The following is a 20,942-nucleotide window of genomic DNA, read 5'->3' as shown; positions in this document are numbered from 1 at the left end:
AAGCCTGTGATGCGTTGCCTGATGTTCATCTGCCTGTTGCTGGGCGCCTCTTCAAGCTTTGCCCTCGACCGCACCCAGGTCGAGGGCTACCTGTTGCCCAACGGCCTGCAGGTGCTGCTCAAGCCCGGCTACGAGCGCGACCATGTGTCGATCCGACTGGTGGTGGGCATCGGCTTCGACGACTTCCCGTGCGCGCGCCAGGAACTGCCGCACCTGCTCGAACACCTGTTGTTCAGCGGTATCGACGACACGGGCGAAGGCGGGCTGGAAGAACGTATGCAGGCCCTGGGCGGTGAATGGAACGCCTACACCAGCAGCGCCGACACCACCTTCGTCATCGAGGCCCCGGCGCGCAACCAGCGCAAGGTGCTCGACTTGCTGCTGGCCGTGCTCCAGGACACACGTATCGATGCCGACGCCTTGCAGGTGTCGAAGAGCATCGTCGAGCGTGAAGACGGCGGGCACTACACCCACCTGCAGCGCTGGCTAGACCGCCAGGACCTCGGCCATCGCGCCAGCGACCAGCTGGCGGTGGAGCTGGGGCTCAAGTGTGCCGAGCGCTCCTCGGTGCAGGACATGACCCTGGAAGAAGTGAATGAACTGCGCCAGCACTGGTACGCCCCCAACAACATGAGCCTGATCGTGGTCGGCGGCCTGGACCGCGTGCTGCCCGCCTACCTGGAGCGCACCTGGGGCCAGCTGGAGCCGGTGGAACCGGGCGAGCGCCGGGTACTCGATGGCGTGACCCACAAGGCCCAGGCACGCCGCGAGCTGATCCGCGGCTGGCTGGGCGACAGTGCGCGGTTGCACTGGATGTTCCTGGAGCCGGTACTGGATGAAAACCACGACGCCACCTACGACCTGCTGCAGCGCTACCTGGACTGGGCGCTGTATCGCGAATTGCGCCTGCAGCACAGCCTGTCGTACGGGCCGTCGGCGCAGCGCGAGCGTTTTGGCGACACCGGCCTGTTGAGCCTGAATGCCGACCTGGACAGCGATCAGGTCGAGCCGGCCGAGCAGATCCTGGGGCAGATGATCGAGCGCCTGCGCAAGGACGGCCTGGACCGCGCCACGTTCGAGCGCATCAAGGCCGCGGCAATCGCCCGCGAAGCGTGGACCAGCCAGGGCAACAGCGCGCTGGCCGACTACTACTGGGGAGCGTTGAACGACTATGCCGACGGTCGGGTCGGCGAGGCGAAGACCCGGTTGCGCGAGGTCAGCCTGGAGGATGCGGATGCGGCGCTGCAGGCGCTGTTCGCCGAGCCTGGGTATGTGCGGGTAGAGAAGCCGTTGCTGGGGTATGACCAGCTGTATGGGTTGGGGGCACTGGGGCTAGGGCTGGTGTTCGCGGCCTTGCTGCTGTGGCGTCGACGCCGCGGCTGACGCAATCGCGGGTCAAGCCCGCTCCCACAATGATCACGTGCACCCTGTGGGAGCGGGCTTGACCCGCGACAGGGCCATTACTGACACCCGAAAGCAGCGTATCCTGTAACAGATTTTTACCTCACCCAGCGAACGCCCCACCATGCCCGCACTTCTCCTGCGCCTGATCGACCTGATAAAGCGCTACCCGGGGGTCATCGCCCTCGGCGGTTTCATTTCCGGTATCGGCAGTTTCATCCTGGTAGACCGTCAGGAAGGCCTGGCCAGCTGGGTCGCCATCCTGCTGCTGGTGAGCTGGCTGTGGCTGATGTTCGAGAACACCTTCACCCAGCTGTTCACCCGCCTGTTCAAGCGCGAGATCCCGCAGCCGCTGCTACGCTACGCCACGCAGATGATCCACCAGGAAAGCCTGTTCTTCGTGCTGCCGTTCTTCTTCGTCACCACCACCTGGAACAGCGGCCAGCTGGTGTTCACCGGCCTGCTGGCCGGCGCCGGGCTGGTGTCGATCGTCGACCCGCTGTACTACCGCTGGCTGGCGCCGCGCCGCTGGCTGTTCCTGGCCCTGCACACCCTGACCCTGTTCGCCGCGCTGCTCACGGCGCTGCCGATCATCCTGCACCTGACCACGTCGCAGAGCTTCAAGCTGGCGCTGGGCATCGCCATGCTGCTGTCGTTCCCGAGCCTGGCCAGCAGCTTCCCGATCAATCACTGGCGCCGTGCCGCCATGCTGGTGCTGGTCACCCTGGCCGTTGGCGGCAGCGGCTGGCTGCTGCGCTCGTGGGTGCCGCCGGCGACCCTGTGGATGACCGAAGTGGCCATCAGCACCCAGCTGCAGAACCGCACCCCCGGCGACAGCCTGGAGCAGGTCAGCGCCAGCCAGATCCGCAGCGCCGGGCTCTATGCCTATACCGCGATCAAGGCCCCGCGCGGCCTCAACGAACGCATCTACCACGTATGGAAACAGGACGGCAAAGAGGTCGATCGCATTGCCCTGAACATCAATGGCGGGCGCAAGGAAGGCTACCGCGCCTGGACCCACAAGCAGGTGTTCCCCAGCAACCCGGTCGGGCACTGGCAGGTGCGCGTGCTCACCGAAGACGGCCAGGTGATCGGCGTGCTGCGCTTCGAGGTGGTTGATGACGGTCAAGCATCCGTCGCCAAGTGACGCTATGCTCTGACCCGGCGCACTGGAGCGCCTGCCGGACTGTCTGGAGCCTATGACCACCACCGTCACCCCCGCCAGCGCCACCCTCGATACCACGCGCAGCCCGGCCTGCCTGCGCATCGCCGGCGACTGGACCCTGGCCAACTACACGCCGCTCAAGCGCAGCACCGAGGCCCTGCACGGCCAGTACGATGCCAGCGCCCAGGTCGACCTCGCCCAGCTGGGCAAGCTGGACACCGCCGGCGCCTCGCTGCTGGTCGAACTGCTGGGTGCCGAGCGCCTGGGGCAACTGGCCGATGACCACGCCAGCCCGCTGTCGGCCGCCGACCGCGCCTTGCTGCACACCGTGTACTGCTCGCTACAGGACTACTGCCTGCCAGAGCGCCAGCCGGAAACGTCCGTGCTGACCCAACTGCTGTGCCGCATCGGCCGGGCAGTCGACGTGCTGTGGCAAGACACCCGGCAACTGCTCGGCTTCATCGGCCTGATCATCGCCACCCTGGCCCGGCGCCTGCTGCAACCCAGGCGCTGGCGTATGACCGCCGTGGTCGCGCACATCGAACAGACCGGCCTGGACGCGGCGCCCATCGTCGCGCTGCTGACCTTTCTGGTGGGTGCGGTGGTGGCATTTCTCGGCGCCACGGTGCTGGCCAGTTTCGGCGCGAGCATCTTCACCGTCGACCTGGTGGCGTTCTCGTTCCTGCGTGAATTCGGCGTGCTGCTTACCGCCATCCTGATGGCAGGACGCACCGCCAGCGCCTTCACCGCGCAGATCGGCTCGATGAAGGCCAACGAGGAAATCGATGCGATCCGCACCCTGGGCCTGGACCCGGTCGAGCTGCTGGTGGTGCCGCGGGTGCTGTCGCTGCTGATCGCGCTGCCATTGCTGACCTTCGTCGCGATGCTGTGCGGCATCATCGGCGGCGCCGTGGTGTGCGCGGTGTCGCTGGACATCTCGCCGGCGATGTTCCTGTCGCTGCTGGAAAGCGACATCGGCGTGCAGCACTTCCTGGTGGGCCTGGCCAAGGCGCCGTTCTTCGCCTTCCTGATCGCGGCCATCGGTTGCCTGGAAGGTTTCAAGGTGACCGGCAGCGCCGAATCGGTCGGCGCCCACACCACCTCGGCGGTGGTCCAGTCGATCTTCGTGGTGATCGTGCTGGATGCGGTGTTCGCGCTGTTCTTCATGGAGATGAGCTGGTGAGTGAGGCAAGCCGCGAGAAGGTCATCGAGGTGCGGGGCCTGTGCAACCGCTTCGGCACCCAGAGCGTGCACGAACAGCTCGACCTGGACCTGTACCGCGGCGAGATCCTCGCCGTGGTCGGCGGCTCGGGCAGTGGCAAGTCGGTGCTGCTGCGCAGCATCGTCGGCCTGCGCCGGCCCAACGAGGGCACGGTGAGGATCTTCGGCCAGGACCTCAGCCAGGCCAGCGACCAGCAGCGCTCGCAGGTGGAGCGTCGCTTCGGCGTGCTGTACCAGAAGGGCGCGCTGTTCTCGTCGTTGACCGTCACCGAGAACGTCGCACTGCCGCTGATCGAACATGCCGGCCTGAGCCGCGCCGACGCCGAGCACCTGGCCGGGGTCAAGCTGGCCCTGGCCGGGCTGCCGCTGTCGGCGGCCGACAAATACCCCGCGTCGCTGTCGGGCGGCATGATCAAGCGCGCCGCCCTGGCCCGCGCCCTGGCGCTGGACCCGGACATCCTGTTTCTCGACGAGCCCACCGCCGGGCTCGACCCGATCGGCGCGGCCGCCTTCGACCAGTTGATCCTGACCCTGCGCGATGCGCTGGGCCTGAGCGTGTTCCTGATTACCCACGACCTGGACACCCTCTACACCATCACCGACCGCGTGGCCGTGCTGGCGCAGAAGAAGGTGCTGGTGGCCGGCCCCATCGACCAGGTCTCGGAAACCGACGACGCGTGGATTCACGACTATTTTCATGGCCCGCGCGGCCGTGCGGCCTACCAGGCCGCCACAGCGCTCAAGGAGAACTGAAATGGAAACCCGCGCGCACCATGTGTTGATCGGGCTGGTCACCGTGCTGGTAGTGGCCGGCGCCATGCTGTTCGGCCTGTGGCTGGCCAAGTCGAGCGTCGACAGCACCTTCAAGGACTACGAGGTGGTGTTCAACGAGGCCGTCACCGGGCTGTCCAAGGGCAGTGCGGTGCAGTACAGCGGGATCAAGGTGGGCGATGTGATCAGCCTGCGCCTGGACCCCAACGACCCCCGCCGGGTGCTGGCGCAGATCCGCCTGAGCGCCGAGACCCCGATCAAGCAGGACACGCAGGCCAAGCTGACCCTGACCGGCGTCACCGGCACCTCGCTGATCCAGCTCAGCGGCGGCACCCCGCAGAGCCCGCCGCTGGAAGGCAAGGGCGGCCGGCTGCCGGTGATCGTCGCCTCGCCATCGCCGATTGCGCGCCTGCTCAACAACAGCAGCGACCTGGTGACCAACATCAACCTGCTGCTGCACAACGCCAACCGGCTGTTCTCCGAAGAGAACGCCACCCGCCTGGGCGCCACCCTGGCCAACCTGGAGCAGACCACCGGCGCGATCGCCGGGCAGCGCGACGACATCCGCCTGGCCATCCAGCAGATGGCCCAGGTGGGCAAGCAGGCCGGCGCGGCGCTGGAGCAGACCAGCCAGCTGATGCGCAACGCCAACAGCCTGCTCGGCAGCGACGGCAAGCAGATCGTCAACAGTGCCGACCAGGCCATGCAGTCGCTGGCGCGCAGCACCGCCACCATCGACGCGTTGCTCACCGACAACCGCGAGGCGATCACCAACGGCGCCCAGGGCTTCAACGAACTGGCCCCGGCGATTCGCGAACTGCGCGATACCCTGACTGCCTTGAAGGGCATCTCCCAGCGCCTGGAGGCCAACCCCAGCGGGTACCTGCTGGGCCGCGACAAAAACAAGGAGTTCACCCCATGAGCCGCCCCTGCCGCACCCTCGCCCTGGCCGCGCTGCTGAGCCTGAGCAGCGCCTGCTCGATCCTGCCCAAGGCGGAGCCGGCCGACGTGTACCGCCTGCCGGCGGCGCAACCGGTGCGCAGCAACTCCGCACCCGTGGCCTGGACCCTGCGTATCAACAAGCCGCTGGCCAGCGAGATCCTCGGCACACCGCGCATTGCCGTGGTGCCGGCAGGCAACCTGATCAGCAGCTACAAGGGCGCACGCTGGGCCGACCCGGTGCCGGCACTGCTGCGCAACCGCATGCTCGACGCCTTCCAGCGCGACGGCCGGGTACAGCGGGTAAGTGCCGACGACGCCAACCTGCAGGCCGACTACGAGATCGTCGGCGAACTGCAGGCGTTCCAGAGCGAGTACAGCGATGCCGGGCTGGCAGTAGTGGTGCGCCTGGATGCGCGACTGGTGCAGGGGCGTACCCAGCGCGTGCTGGCCAGCCACAGCTTCGAGGTGCGCCAGCCGGTGGCGCAGACCCAGGTACCGGCGGTGGTCGGCGGCTTCGGCCAGGCCACCGACCGGCTGATGGCGCAACTGGTGGACTGGACCGTGGCTCAGGCGAAGAACCAGTAGCACACCGCGATGGCCGCCAGCACCCCGGCCAGCTCGGCCAGCAGCGCGCAGCCCACGGCGTGGCGTGCGCGCTGGATACCCACGGCGCCGAAATACACCGCCAGTACGTAGAAGGTGGTTTCGGTGCTGCCCTGGATGGTCGCGGCCACCAGTGCCGGGAAGCTGTCCACCCCGTGGGTCTGCATGGTCTCGATCAGCATGGCCCGCGCCGCGCTGCCGGAGAACGGCTTGACCAGCGCGGTGGGCAGGGCATCGACGAAACGCGTGTCCCAGCCCAGCCATTCGATGACATGACGAATGCCGTCCAGGCCGAACTCCAGCGCCCCCGAGGCGCGCAGCACGCCGACCGCGCACAGCATCGCCACCAGGTAGGGCAGCAGGCTCTTGGCCACGTCGAACCCTTCCTTGGCACCTTCGACGAAGGTTTCGTACACCGGCACCCGCTTGAATGCGCCGATCAGCAGAAACAGCATGATCAGGCCGAACAGCGTGAGGTTGCCCAGGATCGACGACAGGGTGGCCAGCGCGGTGGCCGACAGGCCCGCCAGCAGCGCCATGAAGCCGCCCAGCAGCAGCGCGCCGGGCACCATGTAGGCGAGCACCACCGGGTCCCACAGGCGCAGGCGCTGCATCACCGCCACCGACAGCAGGCCCACCAGGGTCGAGGCGCTGGTGGCCAGCAGGATCGGCAGGAACACCAGGGTCGGGTCCATAGCGCCTTGCTGGGCGCGGTACATGAAGATGGTCACCGGCAGCAGGGTCAGTGACGAGGCATTGAGCACCAGGAACAGGATCTGCGCGTTGCTTGCCGTGGTGGAGCTGGGGTTGAGCTCCTGCAGGGCGCGCATGGCCTTGAGGCCGATAGGCGTGGCGGCGTTGTCCAGGCCCAGGCCGTTGGCGGCGAAGTTCAGGGTGATCAGGCCCAGCGCCGGGTGGCCGGGCGGTACCTCGGGCATCAGGCGACGGAACAGCGGGCCGAGTACCTTGGCCAGCCAGTCGACGATACCGGCCTTTTCGGCGATCTTCAGAAAGCCCAGCCACAGGGTCAGGGTACCGAACAGCAGCACCATGACTTCGACCGAAAGCTTGGCCATGGCGAAGATACTCTCGACCATGGCGGCGAAGATGCCCGCGTTGCCACCCACCAGCCACTGCACCAGTGCGGAGAGGGCGGCCACCACGAAAAAGCCGAGCCAGAGGCCGTTGAGCATTGGTCGTTTCCCTTGCAAGTTGGAGCGCATGATAGCGGGGTGGGTAGGCAGACGCCATAAACGGCGGCGGCCCATTCGCCGGCAAGGCCGGCTCCTACAGGTTCGGCGTCGTCTGTAGCAGCCGGCCTTGCCGGCGAAGCTTCTGGCAGGCAACAAAAAGCCCCGACGGGTCGGGGCTCTTGTGTTTCAGGCCGTCAGCAGCTTAGTGCTGAGCGGTCTCGCCAGCCGGCGCCGGGGTCTTGCTGCGCCAGTGCGGCAGCGAGTTCCAGTACGCCTGGCCCTTGGCATCGTCATACATGCCTTCCCAACGCGAGATGACCAGCACCGCCAGGGCGTTGCCGATCACGTTCAGGGCGGTACGCGCCATGTCCATGATGCGGTCGACACCGGCGATGAACGCCAGGCCTTCGAGCGGGATGCCCACGCTGCCCAGGGTCGCCAGCAGCACCACGAACGATACGCCCGGCACACCGGCAATGCCTTTGGAGGTGACCATCAGGGTCAGCACCAGCAGCAGTTGCTGGCTGATCGACAGGTCGATGCCGTACAGCTGCGCGATGAAGATCGCCGCGATGCTCTGGTACAGGGTCGAACCGTCCAGGTTGAACGAGTAGCCGGTCGGCACCACGAAGCTGCAGATGGCCTTGGGCGAGCCGTAGGCTTCCATCTTCTGGATCACGCGCGGCAGTACGGTCTCGGAGCTGGCGGTGGAATAGGCCAGGATCAGCTCGTCCTTGAAGATGCGCATCAGCTTCAGGATCGAGAAACCGAACAGGCGGGCGATCAGGCCCAGCACCATGAAGGCGAAGAAGGCGATGGCGAAGTACACCAGCAGCACCAGCTTGGCCAGCGGCAGCAGCGAGGCGAAACCGAAGTTGGCCACGGTCACCGCAATCAGGGCGAACACGCCGATCGGGGCGTAGTTCATGATCATGTGGGTGACCTTGAACATGGCTTCCGACACACCCTGGAAGGTTTTCACCAGCGGGTCGCGGATGTCTGCCTGCAGGCTCGACAGGCCCAGGCCGAACAGCACCGAGAAGAAGATGATCGGCAGCATCTCGCCACGCATCAGCGCTGCAAAGATGTTCGACGGGATCAGGTTGAGGATGGTCTCGATGAACGCATGCTCATGCTGCACCTCGGCGGCGGTGGCCTGGTACTTGGAGATATCCACGGTGCCCAGGGTGCTCATGTCGATGCCGGCGCCCGGGTGGAACAGGTTGGCCAACACCAGGCCGACCACGATCGCGATGGTGGTCACCACCTCGAAATAGATGATGGTCTTGAGGCCGATACTGCCAAGTTTCTTCGCATCGCCAACCCCGGCGATACCCACGACCAGCGACGAAATCACGATCGGGATGACGATCATCTTGATCAGGCGAATGAAGATGTCACCTGCCGGTTGCAGGACGTTACTGATCCACCATGCCTTTTCTGCACTGAAATGGTTCAGCAGCGCCCCGATGGCGATCCCCAATACCAGACCGATGAGGATTTGCCAGGCGAGGCTTAGTTTTGCCTTCTTCATGTCGTTACCCTTTGTTCAAGTGGACACGGTCACTGCCTTGAAACCTGCATTCTAGAGCCGCTGAAAGCGATTCCCTGGAGTTTTCATGGTGCAGGCAATGCGCCGTAGAAGGTCACCGCAAGTGAGCGCAAGGGGCGCTCGGACCAGCGAAAAAGGCGCAACTATTCCGATGCAGGCGCACTGAGTCTAATGCCGTAAATGACTACCCTATGCCGAATCGGCATGATCTTTTTGGCATGAAACGGACGTCCCAGCGGCAGAAAACCTACCCGTTCGGAATCCCGAATAAGGCCAAAGCGCCATGATTAGGCCGATACAGCGGTATCCACAAACCGGCAAAACAGCGTTGTTCGACAATCCGAATGCGTGAAAAACGTCATTTGGCAGGTCAAAGAAGTCAGGAATTTTTTTGATGGGTGGTCAGCCGTCTGGCCGATCTGTCACTTTCAAGCGGGGAAATGCATCAGGCTTGCGCCGGGTGCACAAGTCTGACCGGGGGCTGCCTGGCGGCATGCGACCCCGGTCCACGACTGTGTTGCCGTTTACCACCCTGACCCGGCCCATGAAGGAGGTACTCCCTGTACCCCTAGGCCCCTCCGATCCTGTAGCAATCAGAGCAGCCCGGCCCCCTGGTCATGCGTCCGCTCTCCTCGAGCGGGCGCAGCATAGAAACTGGAACAGGCAAAAGGTTCAGCTTCCATGGTGATACTGATGCGTCCGGCGACACTCAGTAGTAGTTCGGGTCTTTCTTCAGCTGCTCTTCGAGCATCTGTTTCATGCCGTCATTCGGCTCGCCCAACCAACGCTTGTCGGTGTGACGGCTGGGTGACTTGTCGGCAGGCAGGCCGGCGGGTACCTGAACCCACAGCGCGTATGCCTCATCCTTGTCCCAGCTGAAGGCCACGATAAGACGGCTGCTGTCGCAGCTCTGCTCGGTCTCGCACAAGGGGCCGACCAGATACTTGTCGCCGTCTTCCTCGATCGCCGTCATCTGCTCGGTGGAAGCACCACTGAGGTTGATGACCCAATCGGGCAGCCGCTCCTGCTTTTTGACCACTTTCTGCCAGGTTTCCCGGTACTCGGGGTCCGAACCAAGCAGTTGGCTGGTCCGGACCTGGCCGTCATTGGCCGCCATCGCCGCTGTACAGGCCCCCACCATCAGGGCGCCTGCCAGGGCTCTGTAGAGCGTCCCTTTCATAGTCAACCTCTACCGCGACGACCGAAGAAGAAGGAAGCGACGAACAGTACCAGGAAGACAATGAAGAGAATCTTCGCGATACCGGTAGCGGCGCCGGCGATACCACCGAAGCCCAGTACGGCAGCGACAATGGCGATGATCAGGAAGGTGATGGCCCAACTTAACATGGTGTTTCTCCTTACCGTTTTTGAAAGCGGTTGTGTCAGATGTGGGGCATTGCTCGGTCAGAACACCCAGCGTTCCTGCGGCACGACGGTTTCCACGGTGGCCGCATCGACCGAGTGGGTACGTGGCGCGGTCCTGGCTTCCAGCATCGAAGCACGCGTGGCCTGCACATGGGCCACGTGATAAGCCTGTACGGACATCTGGTTGGCGATCTGCTTGGACTGCCAGATGCTGTACATCTGCCCTGCAACCAGGGTCAGAAGCGCCGCCAGGCAGAGAAACAGCAACTGGCGTACGTGAAGCGGGGAAATCTGCACTAGGGCGGCGGTTAACAGGTTCATGCCGGGCTCCTCTGCTGCATCGTTGTTATTGACTGATAGAGTCATTGCAGCCTGCATGCCAGCTTTTTAAATCAAATAAAACGCTTATAAATCAATATCTTAGGTATGTACCGAGGGCAGCTGCAGGACGCATCCTGCACGATGCCCCCCAGGGCCTCGTGCGATTTGCACGATCAGCCCTCCACCTTGATCGCCACCTTGAGCATGTCGGCGTCCACCCCGCGCACGCCGCGGATCTGGCGGGCAATCTCCTGGGCGATGGTCTTCTGCTCGTTGCTCATGACTTCCCCGGACAGGCGCACCACCCCCTCCTGTGTCGCCACCTTGATGTTGGGCCCGTCCAGGTTGCGGCTATATAAGAAGCTGGTCTGCACCTTGTCGTTGATCCACGCGTCGCTCTGCACCTCGGCCGCTGCCGCAGCGGCCTGCTCGCGGGCCTGGGCCGGGTCGCTCACGCCCAGGCTGATCAGGTTGTTGACCAGGTACACGCCATCGGTAGAGGCCGCCACGCTGCCGGCCATCTGCTTGGCCTCGGCGCTGGTCACCCGGCCACGCAGGGTGACCACCCCGGCCCGGCTGTCGACTTCGATGGGCAGGCCCTGGGTCTGGCTGCTCCACAGCAGGCGGGCGCGGATAACCGCCCCCAGGGTGGCGTCCTCCAGGCGCTGGGCATAGGCGCGCCGTTGCAGGGTTTCATCCACCAGCTCGGGGTTGACCTGCAACTGGTTGTCGACCTGCTCGATGCCGGCGGTGGCCAGTGCCACCTGCGCCGCCAGCTCGCGCTCCACCTCGTTCTCCACCTCGCCCTGCAGGCGGGCGGTCTGACCCTGGATGGCCACTTCGATCTTGAACGGGTTGAGCAGTCGGTTGAGCGCCAGGGCGGTCTGCAAGGCGCCTTCCTGACGGGCCTGCTGCAGGCCGGGTTCGGCCGCCGAGGCGCTGGTGACACCCAGCGGGGTGAGCAGAAGTGCGGCAGTCAGAACTGCCAACGGGCGTATTGCACGCATGATGAAGCCTCCTGTTGGTCAGAAGGAACATCATCGCAATCGTTGTGCCAGTGCTCAAAAAATAAACAAACTCATTATTTTCAATGAGTTAGTCATATTCGCAGCAGGGAGCTAGCATGCAGGGCGCGGAATCAATCAGAATCGACCATGCAACTTGCCCGATTTTTCCGAGACTAACCAAGAACATTCTTAAAGGAGCGTAGGAAAATGGAATCTGCCACGGAACATCAGGGCCGCATTCTGCTGGTAGACGACGAGTCCGCAATCCTGCGTACCTTCCGCTATTGCCTGGAAGATGAAGGCTACAGCGTGGCCACGGCCAACAGCGCCGCCCAGGCCGAAACCCTGTTGCAGCGCCAGGTGTTCGACCTGTGCTTTCTGGACCTGCGCCTGGGCGAGGACAACGGCCTGGACGTACTGGCGCAGATGCGTATCCAGGCGCCGTGGATGCGCGTGGTCATAGTGACCGCGCATTCGGCGGTCGACACCGCTGTCGATGCAATCCAGGCCGGCGCCGCCGATTACCTGGTCAAACCGTGCAGCCCTGACCAGCTGCGCCTGGCCACTGCCAAACAACTGGAGGTGCGCCAGCTCTCGGCGCGTCTGGAGGCCCTGGAAGGGGAAGTGCGCAAACCCAAGGACGGCCTGGATTCCCACAGCCCGGCCATGATGGTGGTACTCGAAACCGCGCGCCAGGTGGCCAACACCGACGCCAACATTCTGATCCTTGGCGAGTCCGGTACCGGTAAAGGCGAGCTGGCACGTGCCATTCATGGCTGGAGCAAACGCTCGCGCAAGGCCTGCGTGACCATCAACTGCCCTTCGCTGACGGCCGAACTGATGGAAAGCGAGCTGTTCGGCCATAGTCGCGGGGCATTTACCGGGGCCAGCGAAAGCACCCTGGGCCGGGTCAACCAGGCCGACGGCGGCACGCTGTTTCTCGACGAGATCGGCGACTTCCCGCTGACCCTGCAACCCAAGCTGCTGCGCTTCATCCAGGACAAGGAATACGAGCGGGTCGGCGACCCGGTCACGCGCCGCGCCGACGTGCGGATTCTGGCAGCCACCAACCTCAACCTGGAGGACATGGTGCGCGACGGGCGTTTTCGCGAAGACCTGCTGTACCGTCTGAACGTGATTACCCTGCACCTGCCGCCGCTGCGCGAACGCAGCGAAGACATCCTGACCCTGGCCGACCGCTTCCTGGCGCGCTTCGTCAAGGAATACGCGCGCCCCGCACGCGGTTTCAGCGACGAGGCCCGCGCCGCGCTGCTCAACTACCGCTGGCCGGGCAACATTCGCGAGCTGCGCAACGTGATCGAACGGGCGAGCATCATCTGCCCGCAGGAGCGGGTCGAGGTCAGCCACCTGGGCATGGCCGAACAACCCACCAGCAACGCGCCGCGGGTGGGGGCTGCATTGAGCCTCGACGAGCTGGAGCGCGCGCACATCGGTGCGGTGCTGGCCACCAGCGACACCCTTGACCAGGCCGCCAAGACACTGGGCATCGATGCCTCGACGCTGTACCGCAAGCGCAAGCAGTACAACCTGTGAAGCTGGCGATGAAGCTGCGCACGCGGCTTTTTCTCAGCATCTCGGCGCTGATCACCGTGGCCCTGCTGGGCCTGATTCTGGGCCTGGTCAGCGTGCAGCAGATGGCCAGCTCGCAGCAGAAGCTGATCAGCGACAACTCCTACATCCTCGACCTGGGCCTGAAGCTGCGTCAGAACCTGGGTGAACAGCTGTCCCTGCTGCTGGACCCGGACAGCGAGGTGCAGGCGCTGCAACCGCTGCAGGACAAGTTTCAGCAACTGCTCGACGAGGGCCTGAGCCATGAACGCCAGGCCGAGGGGTTTGCGGGTTTCAGTACCGCCAACCGTGATTACCAGGCCTTCCTCAAGGCCTTTCGCGACAGCCCCGAGCCCAGCCGCAACCTGGGCCCGGACCAACCCCTGGGCGAAGCCTTCAACCAGTTGCGCACCGACCTGATCGACTCGCACAAGCAGGCCCTGGCGCATATCAACCACAGTGAACAGAAGGCCCGCGAACGTGCCCTGCTGGTCTCCAGCATGCTGGGCCTGCTCGGGCTTGCCGTGCTGGTGCTGGGTTTCATCACTGCCCACGGCATCGCACGCCGCTTCGGCCAGCCGATCGAGGCGCTGGCCAAGGCCGCCGACCAGATCGGCCAGGGCAACTTCGAGGTCACCCTGCCGGTAACCCCGGCCGTGGAGATCAACCAGCTCACCCGCCGTTTCGGGCTGATGGCCGAGGCACTGCGCAAGCATCAGGCCACCAATGTCGACGAACTGCTGGCCGGCCAGCAGCGCCTGCAGGCGGTGCTCGACAGCATCGACGACGGCCTGCTGATCATCGACCGCGAAGGCCATCTGGAACACCTCAACCCGGTGGCCCAGCGCCAGCTGGGCTGGGACGCCAGCCGCCTGGGCCAGGGCCTGGGCAAGGCGCTGCAACGCCCGGAGCTGGACGATCAGCTGCGCCTGATATTGCGTGGCGGCAGCCTGGACCGCGTGCCGGACGACCTGAGCCTGGAAATAGATGAAGAAACCCGCTTGCTGGCCTACAGCCTGACCCCGGTGTGCCATCCGCAGGGGCAGATCCTGGGCGCGGTGATGGTGTTGCACGACGTCACCGAGCAGCGCGCCTTCGAACGGGTGCGCAGCGAGTTCGTGCTGCGCGCCTCCCACGAGTTGCGCACCCCGGTGACCGGCATGCACATGGCCTTCGGCCTGTTGCGCGAGCGCCTGACGTTTCCAGCCGAGAGCCGCGAGGCGGACCTGTTCGACACCATTGGCGAGGAGATGCAGCGGCTGACCCAGCTGATCAACGACCTGCTCAACTTTTCGCGCTACCAGAGCGGCTTGCAGAAGCTCGAACTGCAACCCTGCGCGATCGACGAGTTGCTGTCGCGGGCCCGCGAGCGCTTCGCAACGGCGCTGGCCGACAAGCAGATCGAGTTGCGCGTGGAGCTTGCCGCGCCACTGCCGCGCATCCAGGCCGACCCGGCGCAACTGGACCGGGTGCTGGACAACCTGCTGGACAATGCCATCCGTCATACGCCGGTGGCGGGCAGTATCCGCCTCAATGCCCGGCGGCATGCCGAACGGGTGATCATCAGTATCGAGGACAATGGCGAAGGCATTGCCTATGGCCAGCAGGGGCGGATTTTCGAGCCCTTCGTGCAGGTTGGACGCAAGAAAGGCGGTGCCGGGCTGGGCCTGGCACTGTGCAAGGAGATCGTGCAGTTGCATGGCGGGCGCATGGGCGTGTACTCACGGCCAGGGCAGGGCACGCAGTTCTACATGGCGCTGCCGGTGTAACCGCCTTCGCCTGCAGGCGCCAGCCTTGCTGGCGAAGGGGCGCTACGCCTCGTCATCGATCCGCCGCGGCCCCAGCCGCCGCCCCCGGGTCACCAGCTCGACGAACTGGCGCGCACTGAGCGGGTGCGCGAACAACCAGCCCTGGCCATAGTTGACCCCCTCGCTGTTGAGCAGCAACGCCTGGTCCTCGTACTCGATACCCTCGGCGATCACCCGCAACTGCAGGGCGTGGGCCATGCGGATGATGTGCGGGGCCACGCCGCTGCTGGCCGCGTCGTGCCCCAGGGCATCGATGAACGCCTTGTCGATCTTCAGGCAGTCCACCGGCAAGGTCTGCAGGTAGGCCAGGCTGCAATAGCCGGTACCGAAGTCGTCGATCAGCACCTGGTGCCCCACCGCCCGCAAGGCCTGCAGGTTGTCCCGCGCCACCACCACGTCGATCAGCCCGCGCTCGGTGACCTCGAAGGCGATCTGGCTGGCCGACACATGGTGCAAGGCCAGCAGGCGCGCCGCCACCCGGCCGATGCGCGGCACCATCACATCGCACGCCGCCAGGTTCACCGAGATATACAACTGGCGGTTGGCGCGCAGCAGCTGGCCCAGCTGTTCGAGCACACGCTGCAGCACGAAGTCGGTGATCTGGCGGATCTGCCCGGTGTTCTCCGCCAGCGGGATGAACAGGTCGGGGCTGGTCAGCGTGCCGTCGGGGCGACGCCAGCGCACCAGGGCCTCGGCGCCCACGCAGCGCCGGCTGGCCAGCTCGAAGATCGGCTGATACAGCACCTGCATTTCGCCACGGCGCAGCGCGCCCTGCAGCTCCGAGCTCATCGAACGGCTCTGGCGCACCAGCTGCAGCACCAGCCAGCCGATGCACCAGGCCAGCAGCAGGCTGCCGGGGAACAGCAGCCAGAGCACGCCGTTCATCTTCAGCGAAAGGCTTTCGCGCGGGGTGATCAGCACCAGCTGGTAGTCAGGCGATTTGGTGGGCATGCGGTATACCAGGCGATCGGGCAGTTCCATCAGGTCCACCCTGGGCGGTGGCGGCCACTGGTCGCCGGGCGGCCACGGCTGCTCCGGGCCCAGGACCGGCACGGCACGCGCGCCGTGGTCGAGCACCACCAGCAGGCTGCCACCGGGCGGCAGGTCGACCACGTCGGTCAGGTGCCCGCGCGACGTCGACACGCGAAAGTGCCCACGCCCCAGCACCAGTGCGGCGCGGTTGTCGTCGGGTTCGGTGGTGGTATTGAGCCAGTAGCTGTAGGTGGGGCCCTGGATGTCCGGTGCCCGCAGCGGGTCGAAGTTGCTGCTGCCCAGCCGGTTGGAGCACGACTGCGTGCCGTCGAGGTAAGTGGCCTCGAACACGAAGCGGTTGTCGAAGGTCACCTGCTGCAAGGCTGCCTGCATCGCACTGCTGCACCCGCGCAGGGGCTGTGCCTGAAGGGCGTCGACGCTTTCGCGCAGTTGGCCGAAGATCTGCTCCAGGCGTTCGAGAAAGCGCTCGCCCTTGGCGTTCATCTGCGCGCTTTCGCGCTGCTGCACCTGGTGCATGGCCACGCCGAGGCTGGCCAGCAGCAACAGGGTTGCACTCGCCGTGGCCGCAAGCGTGGCCAGCAGCCAGGGTCGATAGAGGAGGCGACGCAACGTGGCAAGGGCAGGCGACATCAAGAATCATCCCGTTGAATACCATGAGGTATAGCAACTGCCGGACGAATCAGCCTGCCCGTTGGGCGGTACCGCTCAGCGCTGGCTGTTCAGCACCTGCAGAATCGCGGCAGTCTGGGCATCCGGCTGGCCGTCGAACAGCTGTGGCCGAAAGCGCATCTGGAACGCTGCCAGTACATGCCGGGTGCTCACGTCCAGCTCGCCGGTCTGCTCGATGGCGTAGCCAAAGCGCGCCAGTTGCTGCTGGTACCAGGTGATGCTTGGCGGGTTGACGTCAAAGCGCGCGCGCTGCTGCGCCACCGCCTGAGCGTTGGGCCAGACGCCAAGGCCGGCGTCGGCCAGGCGTTTCCAGGGGAACATCGGGCCCGGGTCGAGCTTGCGCAGGGGCGCGATGTCGCTGTGGCCGATGATGTGTCGTGGCTGGATGCCGTTGCGCTGCACGATGTCCTTGAGCAGTACGATCAGCGCCTGGATCTGCGCCTCGCTGTAGGGGTGCCACACGCGCCCGGTGGGGGTGTCGGTGAAGCCCGGGTTGACGATCTCGATGCCGATGGAAGTGGAGTTGAGCCAGGTCCGGCCCTCCCACTGGCTGTCGCCGGCATGCCAGGCGCGACGACTTTCATCCACCAGCTGATAGATGGTTGCCGGGTTGTCGCCGATCAGGTAATGGCTGCTGACCTCACCGTGGGTCAGCAGGGCCAGCGAGCGCTCGAGGTTGGCATTGGTGTAATGCAGCACCACGAACTGGATGCGGTTGTCCTGGTTGACCGAGGGGTGGCTACGGTCGATCTTCAGGCCGGTGGCGCAACCGGCCAATGTCAGCATCACAAGCGCGGTAAGGAAGGCTTTCATGGAAATGGGGCAGGGCCTGGGCAGTCGGTAATGCAATAGCATAACGTATCCTGCGCAAACCCGTTCACCCCTGTTCGACGCGGTTGCGACCCAGGTGCTTGGCGCGGTACAGCGCCTCGTCGGCGCGCTTGAGCACTGCGTCGCTGCGCTCGCCGGAGCGGAACGCGGTGATGCCGATGGACAGGGTGATGGTCACCCGTTCGCCCTTGAAGTGGAACGGGCAGGCTTCGATGGCGCCGCGCAGCGTCTCGGCCAGCTCGATACCGCTACCCAGCGCGGTCTGCGGCACCAGCAGGACGAACTCCTCGCCGCCGAAGCGGGCGATGAAATCGCGGCTGCGCAGACGCTTGCGCAGCTCGTTGGCAACGATCTTGAGCACCTTGTCGCCGGCCTGGTGGCCGTAGCTGTCGTTGATGCGCTTGAAGTGGTCGAGGTCGAGCATGGCCATCAGCAGGTGGCCGCCGTTTTCCTGCCAGGCGAGCATTTCCTGCTCCAGGCGCTCGGCCCAGGCGGCGCGGTTGGGCAAGCCGGTGAGCGGGTCGATCAGGGCCTTCTGGCGCTGTTCTTCAAGGTGCTCGCGGTAGCCCAGGGCTTCCTGCTCCATGCTCGCGACCCGCTCGGCCAGGCCTTGCAGGCGGCTGGCCAGTTCCTGCTCGCGCAGGTCACGCTGATGCTGGTGCTCGTCCATGGTGCCGAGCAGGCCCTCGAGGCGGTTCTCGAGGATGTGCTTGAGACTGTCGAGGTCGGCAGCGCCCTGCACGCTGCTTTGCAGGCCATCGACCTGTTCGCGCAGCTGGGTATTGAGGTCGCGGGCGACGGAGCTGTTGTCGGCATGCCCTTCGCTGGCCTCCTGCAGGTGGCTCTGGAACGTCTCGAGGCGCTCGTTGAGCTGTTGCAGGTAGGCTTCGAATTCATGCTGGCCGCTGTCGGTGATGGCCAGCATCAGTACCGCCAGGTCATCCAGAACCGGCAGCAGCTCGTACCAGTTCAGCCCGTGCTCCAGGCGCTGACGCACCGCCAGGGCCTGGGGCTTGTGGCGTTCGGGCAGGGTCAGGTCGTCGAGCAAACCGAGCAGGGTCTGCTCGATATGGGTGGCGACGGAGCTATAGGAAGGCTCGGTGCCGTCCGGGAGGGCGTAGAGGAGTTCTTCGGGGGTGGGTTCGGGTGCCCCATCGACTTCGACAGCGTCCGCGTGCTCGGTCAGCACCGGGGCAGGCGTGGGTGGCGGTGTGAGCGCTGGGGCCTCTTCGCCAGCAAGGCTGGCGCCTACAGTGTAGGAGCCGGCATTGCCGGCGATGGGCTGCGCAGCAGCCTCGGCGTCCTCTGTGTCGACCAAGGCTTGGGGCTCGGGCAACGGCTGCAGTTCATCCACATCCGCCGCAGCCGGCACAGGCTGCTCATGCACGGGTTCGACCGCTGCTTGCGCCACCGGCTCCAGGGCCTGCGCCTCGGGTTGAGCGACCTGCGTCTCTTCTTCACGCCCGCCAAACAAGCGTTGCAGAAACCCCGGCTTGCTCGCCTCTTCTGGGTGCTCCAGCACCGCCAGCGCCTTGCCCTGCAAGCCACTGAGCTCGCTCAGCAGCAACGGCATCTCGCGTGACTGGCTGGCCCGCGCATCCAGCTGCTTGGCAAATTTCTTCAGCGGTCGGCTGACCTCGCTGGGCAACGGCAGCTTCTGCAACTGGGCCACCAGCGCGTTGAGCGCGGTGCCTACCTGGGCGATCCGGGTTTCACGGCGCTGCTCGGAATCGAGCACGGCCTTTTCCAGACGCGGGATCAACCCGGCCAGGGCGGCGTCCATGTTGTCGGTACGGATGACCTCGCGCATTTCCTTCATGCACTGGTCTACCGCGCGGTCGCTGCCTTCGGCCGCCAGGGTGCTGCGCACCAGGCCGCGGCGCAGCAGGTCGAGACGGGCGTCCCACCGGCGTTCGAGCTTTTCCTGCTGCTCGATGCTCTTGAGGTATTTTTCTTTCCAGCGTTGAGCTTCGTCGGTCATGCCAAGGTCCGCAGATAAGGGGACTAACGCAAGGCCGGAAGGGTATCGACAGTCAGGGCATCAGGCAAACGAATCTCGACCGCCACGGGGAGATGGTCGGAAATCGGCTGGGACAGCACCTCGACCCGTTCCAGGGTGAGGCTCGGGCTGAGCAGAATATGATCAAGGCAACGCTGTGGTCGCCAACTGGGGAAGGTCGCTTCGACCTGCGGCGCAATCAGGCCCAGGTCGCGCAGCGGGGAGTGCTGCAACAGGTCGGTGGCATGGGTGTTCATGTCGCCCATCAGCACCTGGTGACGATAGCCGCCGATCAGCTCGCGGATGTAGCCCAGTTGCAGGGCGCGGGTTCGCGCGCCAAGCGCCAGGTGCATCATCACCACCACCAGCGCATCCTCGCCTTCACCGAACCGCACCAGGATCGCACCGCGGCCGGCCGGGCCGGGCAGCGGGTGGTCTTCGAGCAGTTGCGGCTTGAGGCGGCTGAGCACGCCGTTGCTGTGCTGGCCCAGGCGCCCGAGGTTGCGGTTGAGCTGCTGGTACCAGTAGGGGAAAGCACCCAGTTGCGCCAGGTGTTCAACCTGGTTGACGTAGCCCGAGCGCAGGCTGCCGCCGTCGGCTTCCTGCAGGGCCACCAGGTCGAAGTCGCCCAGCAGGTTGCCGATCTTCTGCAGGTTGCCGGCACGCCCCATGTGCGGCAGCAGGTGCTGCCAGCTGCGGGTCAGGTAGTGCCGGTAACGCTCGGTGCTGATGCCTACCTGGATATTGAAGCTGAGCAGACGCAAGCGACCGTCGGACGGTAGACCACTTGCATCGATATGGTGCTCGTTGACCTGCGGTTCGTGCAGGCCGACGAGGCGCTCGGATTTCCAGCGGCGCATAGTTTCGCCTCTTATTTGGCGGCGCGTTCCTTGGCAATCAGTTGGTCAGCAACGTTCAGTACGCCGTTCGGGCCACCTGCGGTGCCCAGGTCGAAGGTGTACTTGCCGTTGACGACCATGCTCGGAACGCCCTTGATGTTGTACTGCTTGGCAAGTTCCTTGGCCTGGTTGACCTGTCCCTTGATGGCGAACGAGTTGAAGGTGGCCAGGAATTTGTCCTTGTCCACACCCTGGGTGGCCAGGAAGTCGGCCATCTCTTCAGGCTTGGTCAGGTGCTTGCGCTGGTTCTGGATGGCATCGAACACGGCCGCATGCACCTTGTGCTCCACGCCCATGGCTTCCAGGGTCAGGAACATCTGCCCGTGGGCGTCCCATGGGCCGCCGAACATGGCGGGAATACGCTTGAAGTTCACGTCGTCGGGCAGCTTTTCGACCCACGGGTTGATCGTCGGTTCAAAGCTGTAGCAATGCGGGCAGCCATACCAGAACAGCTCGACCACTTCGATCTTGCCAGGCTGGGACACCGGTACCGGGTTGCTCAGCTCGACATATTCCTTGCCGGCGATCACAGGGTCTGCGGCCTGGACCGTCATACCGAAGGCGCTGGCGGCGACCAGCGCGGCGCCGAGAATCAGATTACGCATGCGTTACTCCTGAGCAGTGATGTGTCGC

At 65.1% G+C, this 20,942-nt stretch carries 19 protein-coding genes; 8 read left to right on the top strand and 11 right to left on the bottom strand.

Annotated features, from left to right (window positions below; all coding sequences use genetic code 11):
- Nucleotides 1-9: 9 nt before the first annotated feature.
- The 6 genes from FW760_RS07995 to FW760_RS07970 all read left to right on the top strand — a co-directional run bounded on the left by FW760_RS07995 (nucleotide 10) and on the right by FW760_RS07970 (nucleotide 6,085).
- Nucleotides 10-1,383, top strand: a complete 1,374-nt coding sequence (locus FW760_RS07995; RefSeq protein WP_116052461.1) for a M16 family metallopeptidase — start codon at nucleotides 10-12, stop codon at nucleotides 1,381-1,383.
- 142 nt (nucleotides 1,384-1,525) lie between these two features.
- The gene (locus tag FW760_RS07990) at nucleotides 1,526-2,548 is read left to right on the top strand and encodes a DUF5924 family protein (protein ID WP_054916017.1); all 1,023 of its coding nucleotides are present in this window, start codon (nucleotides 1,526-1,528) and stop codon (nucleotides 2,546-2,548) included.
- Between the two features lie 43 nt (nucleotides 2,549-2,591).
- Nucleotides 2,592-3,749: an ABC transporter permease gene (locus tag FW760_RS07985; RefSeq protein WP_173925070.1), complete on the top strand. Its 1,158-nt coding sequence runs from the start codon at nucleotides 2,592-2,594 to the stop codon at nucleotides 3,747-3,749.
- A complete protein-coding gene (locus FW760_RS07980) occupies nucleotides 3,746-4,540 on the top strand; it encodes an ABC transporter ATP-binding protein (protein WP_043862314.1) in 795 nt (264 codons plus the stop codon). The genes FW760_RS07985 and FW760_RS07980 overlap by 4 nt, the downstream gene beginning before the upstream one ends.
- Before the next feature lies 1 nt (nucleotide 4,541).
- On the top strand, nucleotides 4,542-5,480 hold the full coding sequence (locus tag FW760_RS07975) for an MlaD family protein (RefSeq protein ID WP_116052460.1): 939 nt from the start codon (nucleotides 4,542-4,544) through the stop codon (nucleotides 5,478-5,480).
- Complete coding sequence (locus FW760_RS07970) at nucleotides 5,477-6,085, top strand: ABC-type transport auxiliary lipoprotein family protein (RefSeq protein ID WP_116052459.1); 609 nt, start codon at nucleotides 5,477-5,479, stop codon at nucleotides 6,083-6,085. Before FW760_RS07975 ends, FW760_RS07970 begins: the two co-directional genes overlap by 4 nt.
- Here the strand turns inward: FW760_RS07970 and FW760_RS07965 are convergent.
- The 6 genes from FW760_RS07965 to FW760_RS07940 all read right to left on the bottom strand — a co-directional run bounded on the left by FW760_RS07965 (nucleotide 6,067) and on the right by FW760_RS07940 (nucleotide 11,541).
- The gene (locus FW760_RS07965) at nucleotides 6,067-7,296 is read right to left on the bottom strand and encodes a nucleoside recognition domain-containing protein (protein ID WP_043862311.1); all 1,230 of its coding nucleotides are present in this window, start codon (nucleotides 7,294-7,296) and stop codon (nucleotides 6,067-6,069) included. The genes FW760_RS07970 and FW760_RS07965 overlap by 19 nt on opposite strands.
- 202 nt (nucleotides 7,297-7,498) lie before the next feature.
- On the bottom strand, nucleotides 7,499-8,830 hold the full coding sequence (gene gltP / locus FW760_RS07960; RefSeq protein ID WP_054916020.1) for a glutamate/aspartate:proton symporter GltP: 1,332 nt from the start codon (nucleotides 8,828-8,830) through the stop codon (nucleotides 7,499-7,501).
- A 727-nt stretch (nucleotides 8,831-9,557) separates the two neighbouring features.
- Nucleotides 9,558-10,028, bottom strand: coding sequence for an inhibitor of vertebrate lysozyme family protein (locus FW760_RS07955; protein ID WP_058542001.1), 471 nt, complete (start codon nucleotides 10,026-10,028; stop codon nucleotides 9,558-9,560).
- 2 nt (nucleotides 10,029-10,030) lie between these two features.
- Nucleotides 10,031-10,195, bottom strand: a complete 165-nt coding sequence (locus tag FW760_RS07950; RefSeq protein WP_009401691.1) for a DUF1328 domain-containing protein — start codon at nucleotides 10,193-10,195, stop codon at nucleotides 10,031-10,033.
- A 57-nt stretch (nucleotides 10,196-10,252) separates the two neighbouring features.
- Nucleotides 10,253-10,534, bottom strand: coding sequence for a hypothetical protein (locus FW760_RS07945; protein ID WP_043862308.1), 282 nt, complete (start codon nucleotides 10,532-10,534; stop codon nucleotides 10,253-10,255).
- Nucleotides 10,535-10,707: 173 nt separating this feature from the next.
- The gene (locus FW760_RS07940; protein ID WP_043862307.1) at nucleotides 10,708-11,541 is read right to left on the bottom strand and encodes a BON domain-containing protein; all 834 of its coding nucleotides are present in this window, start codon (nucleotides 11,539-11,541) and stop codon (nucleotides 10,708-10,710) included.
- Nucleotides 11,542-11,748: 207 nt separating this feature from the next.
- Here FW760_RS07940 and algB point away from each other — a divergent pair, with 207 nt between their 5' ends.
- Both algB and FW760_RS07930 read left to right on the top strand, forming a co-directional pair.
- Nucleotides 11,749-13,095: a sigma-54-dependent response regulator transcription factor AlgB gene (gene algB / locus FW760_RS07935; protein WP_043862306.1), complete on the top strand. Its 1,347-nt coding sequence runs from the start codon at nucleotides 11,749-11,751 to the stop codon at nucleotides 13,093-13,095.
- 8 nt (nucleotides 13,096-13,103) lie between these two features.
- Nucleotides 13,104-14,879, top strand: coding sequence for a KinB sensor domain-containing domain (locus FW760_RS07930; RefSeq protein WP_173925029.1), 1,776 nt, complete (start codon nucleotides 13,104-13,106; stop codon nucleotides 14,877-14,879).
- Nucleotides 14,880-14,921: 42 nt separating this feature from the next.
- Here FW760_RS07930 and FW760_RS07925 read toward each other — a convergent pair whose 3' ends face one another.
- From FW760_RS07925 to dsbA, 5 genes are all read right to left on the bottom strand, one after another.
- Nucleotides 14,922-16,541, bottom strand: coding sequence for an EAL domain-containing protein (locus FW760_RS07925; protein ID WP_043862304.1), 1,620 nt, complete (start codon nucleotides 16,539-16,541; stop codon nucleotides 14,922-14,924).
- A 75-nt stretch (nucleotides 16,542-16,616) separates the two neighbouring features.
- Nucleotides 16,617-17,393 (bottom strand): N-acetylmuramoyl-L-alanine amidase, encoded by a 777-nt coding sequence (locus FW760_RS07920; RefSeq protein ID WP_043862303.1) that lies wholly within the window; start codon nucleotides 17,391-17,393, stop codon nucleotides 16,617-16,619.
- A 64-nt stretch (nucleotides 17,394-17,457) separates the two neighbouring features.
- Nucleotides 17,458-19,392 carry a diguanylate cyclase gene (locus FW760_RS07915; RefSeq protein WP_116052458.1) on the bottom strand — a complete coding sequence of 645 codons (1,935 nt, stop codon included), beginning with the start codon at nucleotides 19,390-19,392 and terminating at the stop codon, nucleotides 17,458-17,460.
- A 23-nt stretch (nucleotides 19,393-19,415) separates the two neighbouring features.
- Entirely contained in the window at nucleotides 19,416-20,270 is an 855-nt protein-coding gene (locus FW760_RS07910; protein WP_043862301.1) for an endonuclease/exonuclease/phosphatase family protein, read from the bottom strand.
- An 11-nt stretch (nucleotides 20,271-20,281) separates the two neighbouring features.
- Nucleotides 20,282-20,914 (bottom strand): thiol:disulfide interchange protein DsbA, encoded by a 633-nt coding sequence (gene dsbA / locus FW760_RS07905; protein WP_043862300.1) that lies wholly within the window; start codon nucleotides 20,912-20,914, stop codon nucleotides 20,282-20,284.
- Nucleotides 20,915-20,942: the final 28 nt, after the last annotated feature.

The organism is Pseudomonas sp. 1176_21 (assembly GCF_052850635.1).
The sequence above is the reverse complement of the archived record's forward strand: the minus strand, read 5'-3'. Positions and strand labels throughout refer to the sequence as shown.

Coding starts and splice junctions, on each gene's coding strand:
- FW760_RS07930 (WP_173925029.1), top strand. CDS start 13,104: ATGAAGCTGCGCACGCGGCTTTTTCTCAGCATCTCGGCGCTGATCACC.
- FW760_RS07995 (WP_116052461.1), top strand. CDS start 10: ATGCGTTGCCTGATGTTCATCTGCCTGTTGCTGGGCGCCTCTTCAAGC.
- FW760_RS07920 (WP_043862303.1), bottom strand. CDS start 17,393: ATGAAAGCCTTCCTTACCGCGCTTGTGATGCTGACATTGGCCGGTTGC.
- FW760_RS07970 (WP_116052459.1), top strand. CDS start 5,477: ATGAGCCGCCCCTGCCGCACCCTCGCCCTGGCCGCGCTGCTGAGCCTG.
- FW760_RS07975 (WP_116052460.1), top strand. CDS start 4,542: ATGGAAACCCGCGCGCACCATGTGTTGATCGGGCTGGTCACCGTGCTG.
- FW760_RS07925 (WP_043862304.1), bottom strand. CDS start 16,541: ATGTCGCCTGCCCTTGCCACGTTGCGTCGCCTCCTCTATCGACCCTGG.
- FW760_RS07955 (WP_058542001.1), bottom strand. CDS start 10,028: ATGAAAGGGACGCTCTACAGAGCCCTGGCAGGCGCCCTGATGGTGGGG.
- FW760_RS07965 (WP_043862311.1), bottom strand. CDS start 7,296: ATGCTCAACGGCCTCTGGCTCGGCTTTTTCGTGGTGGCCGCCCTCTCC.
- FW760_RS07915 (WP_116052458.1), bottom strand. CDS start 19,392: ATGACCGACGAAGCTCAACGCTGGAAAGAAAAATACCTCAAGAGCATC.
- dsbA (WP_043862300.1), bottom strand. CDS start 20,914: ATGCGTAATCTGATTCTCGGCGCCGCGCTGGTCGCCGCCAGCGCCTTC.
- FW760_RS07950 (WP_009401691.1), bottom strand. CDS start 10,195: ATGTTAAGTTGGGCCATCACCTTCCTGATCATCGCCATTGTCGCTGCC.
- FW760_RS07990 (WP_054916017.1), top strand. CDS start 1,526: ATGCCCGCACTTCTCCTGCGCCTGATCGACCTGATAAAGCGCTACCCG.
- FW760_RS07910 (WP_043862301.1), bottom strand. CDS start 20,270: ATGCGCCGCTGGAAATCCGAGCGCCTCGTCGGCCTGCACGAACCGCAG.
- FW760_RS07945 (WP_043862308.1), bottom strand. CDS start 10,534: ATGAACCTGTTAACCGCCGCCCTAGTGCAGATTTCCCCGCTTCACGTA.
- algB (WP_043862306.1), top strand. CDS start 11,749: ATGGAATCTGCCACGGAACATCAGGGCCGCATTCTGCTGGTAGACGAC.
- FW760_RS07940 (WP_043862307.1), bottom strand. CDS start 11,541: ATGCGTGCAATACGCCCGTTGGCAGTTCTGACTGCCGCACTTCTGCTC.
- gltP (WP_054916020.1), bottom strand. CDS start 8,830: ATGAAGAAGGCAAAACTAAGCCTCGCCTGGCAAATCCTCATCGGTCTG.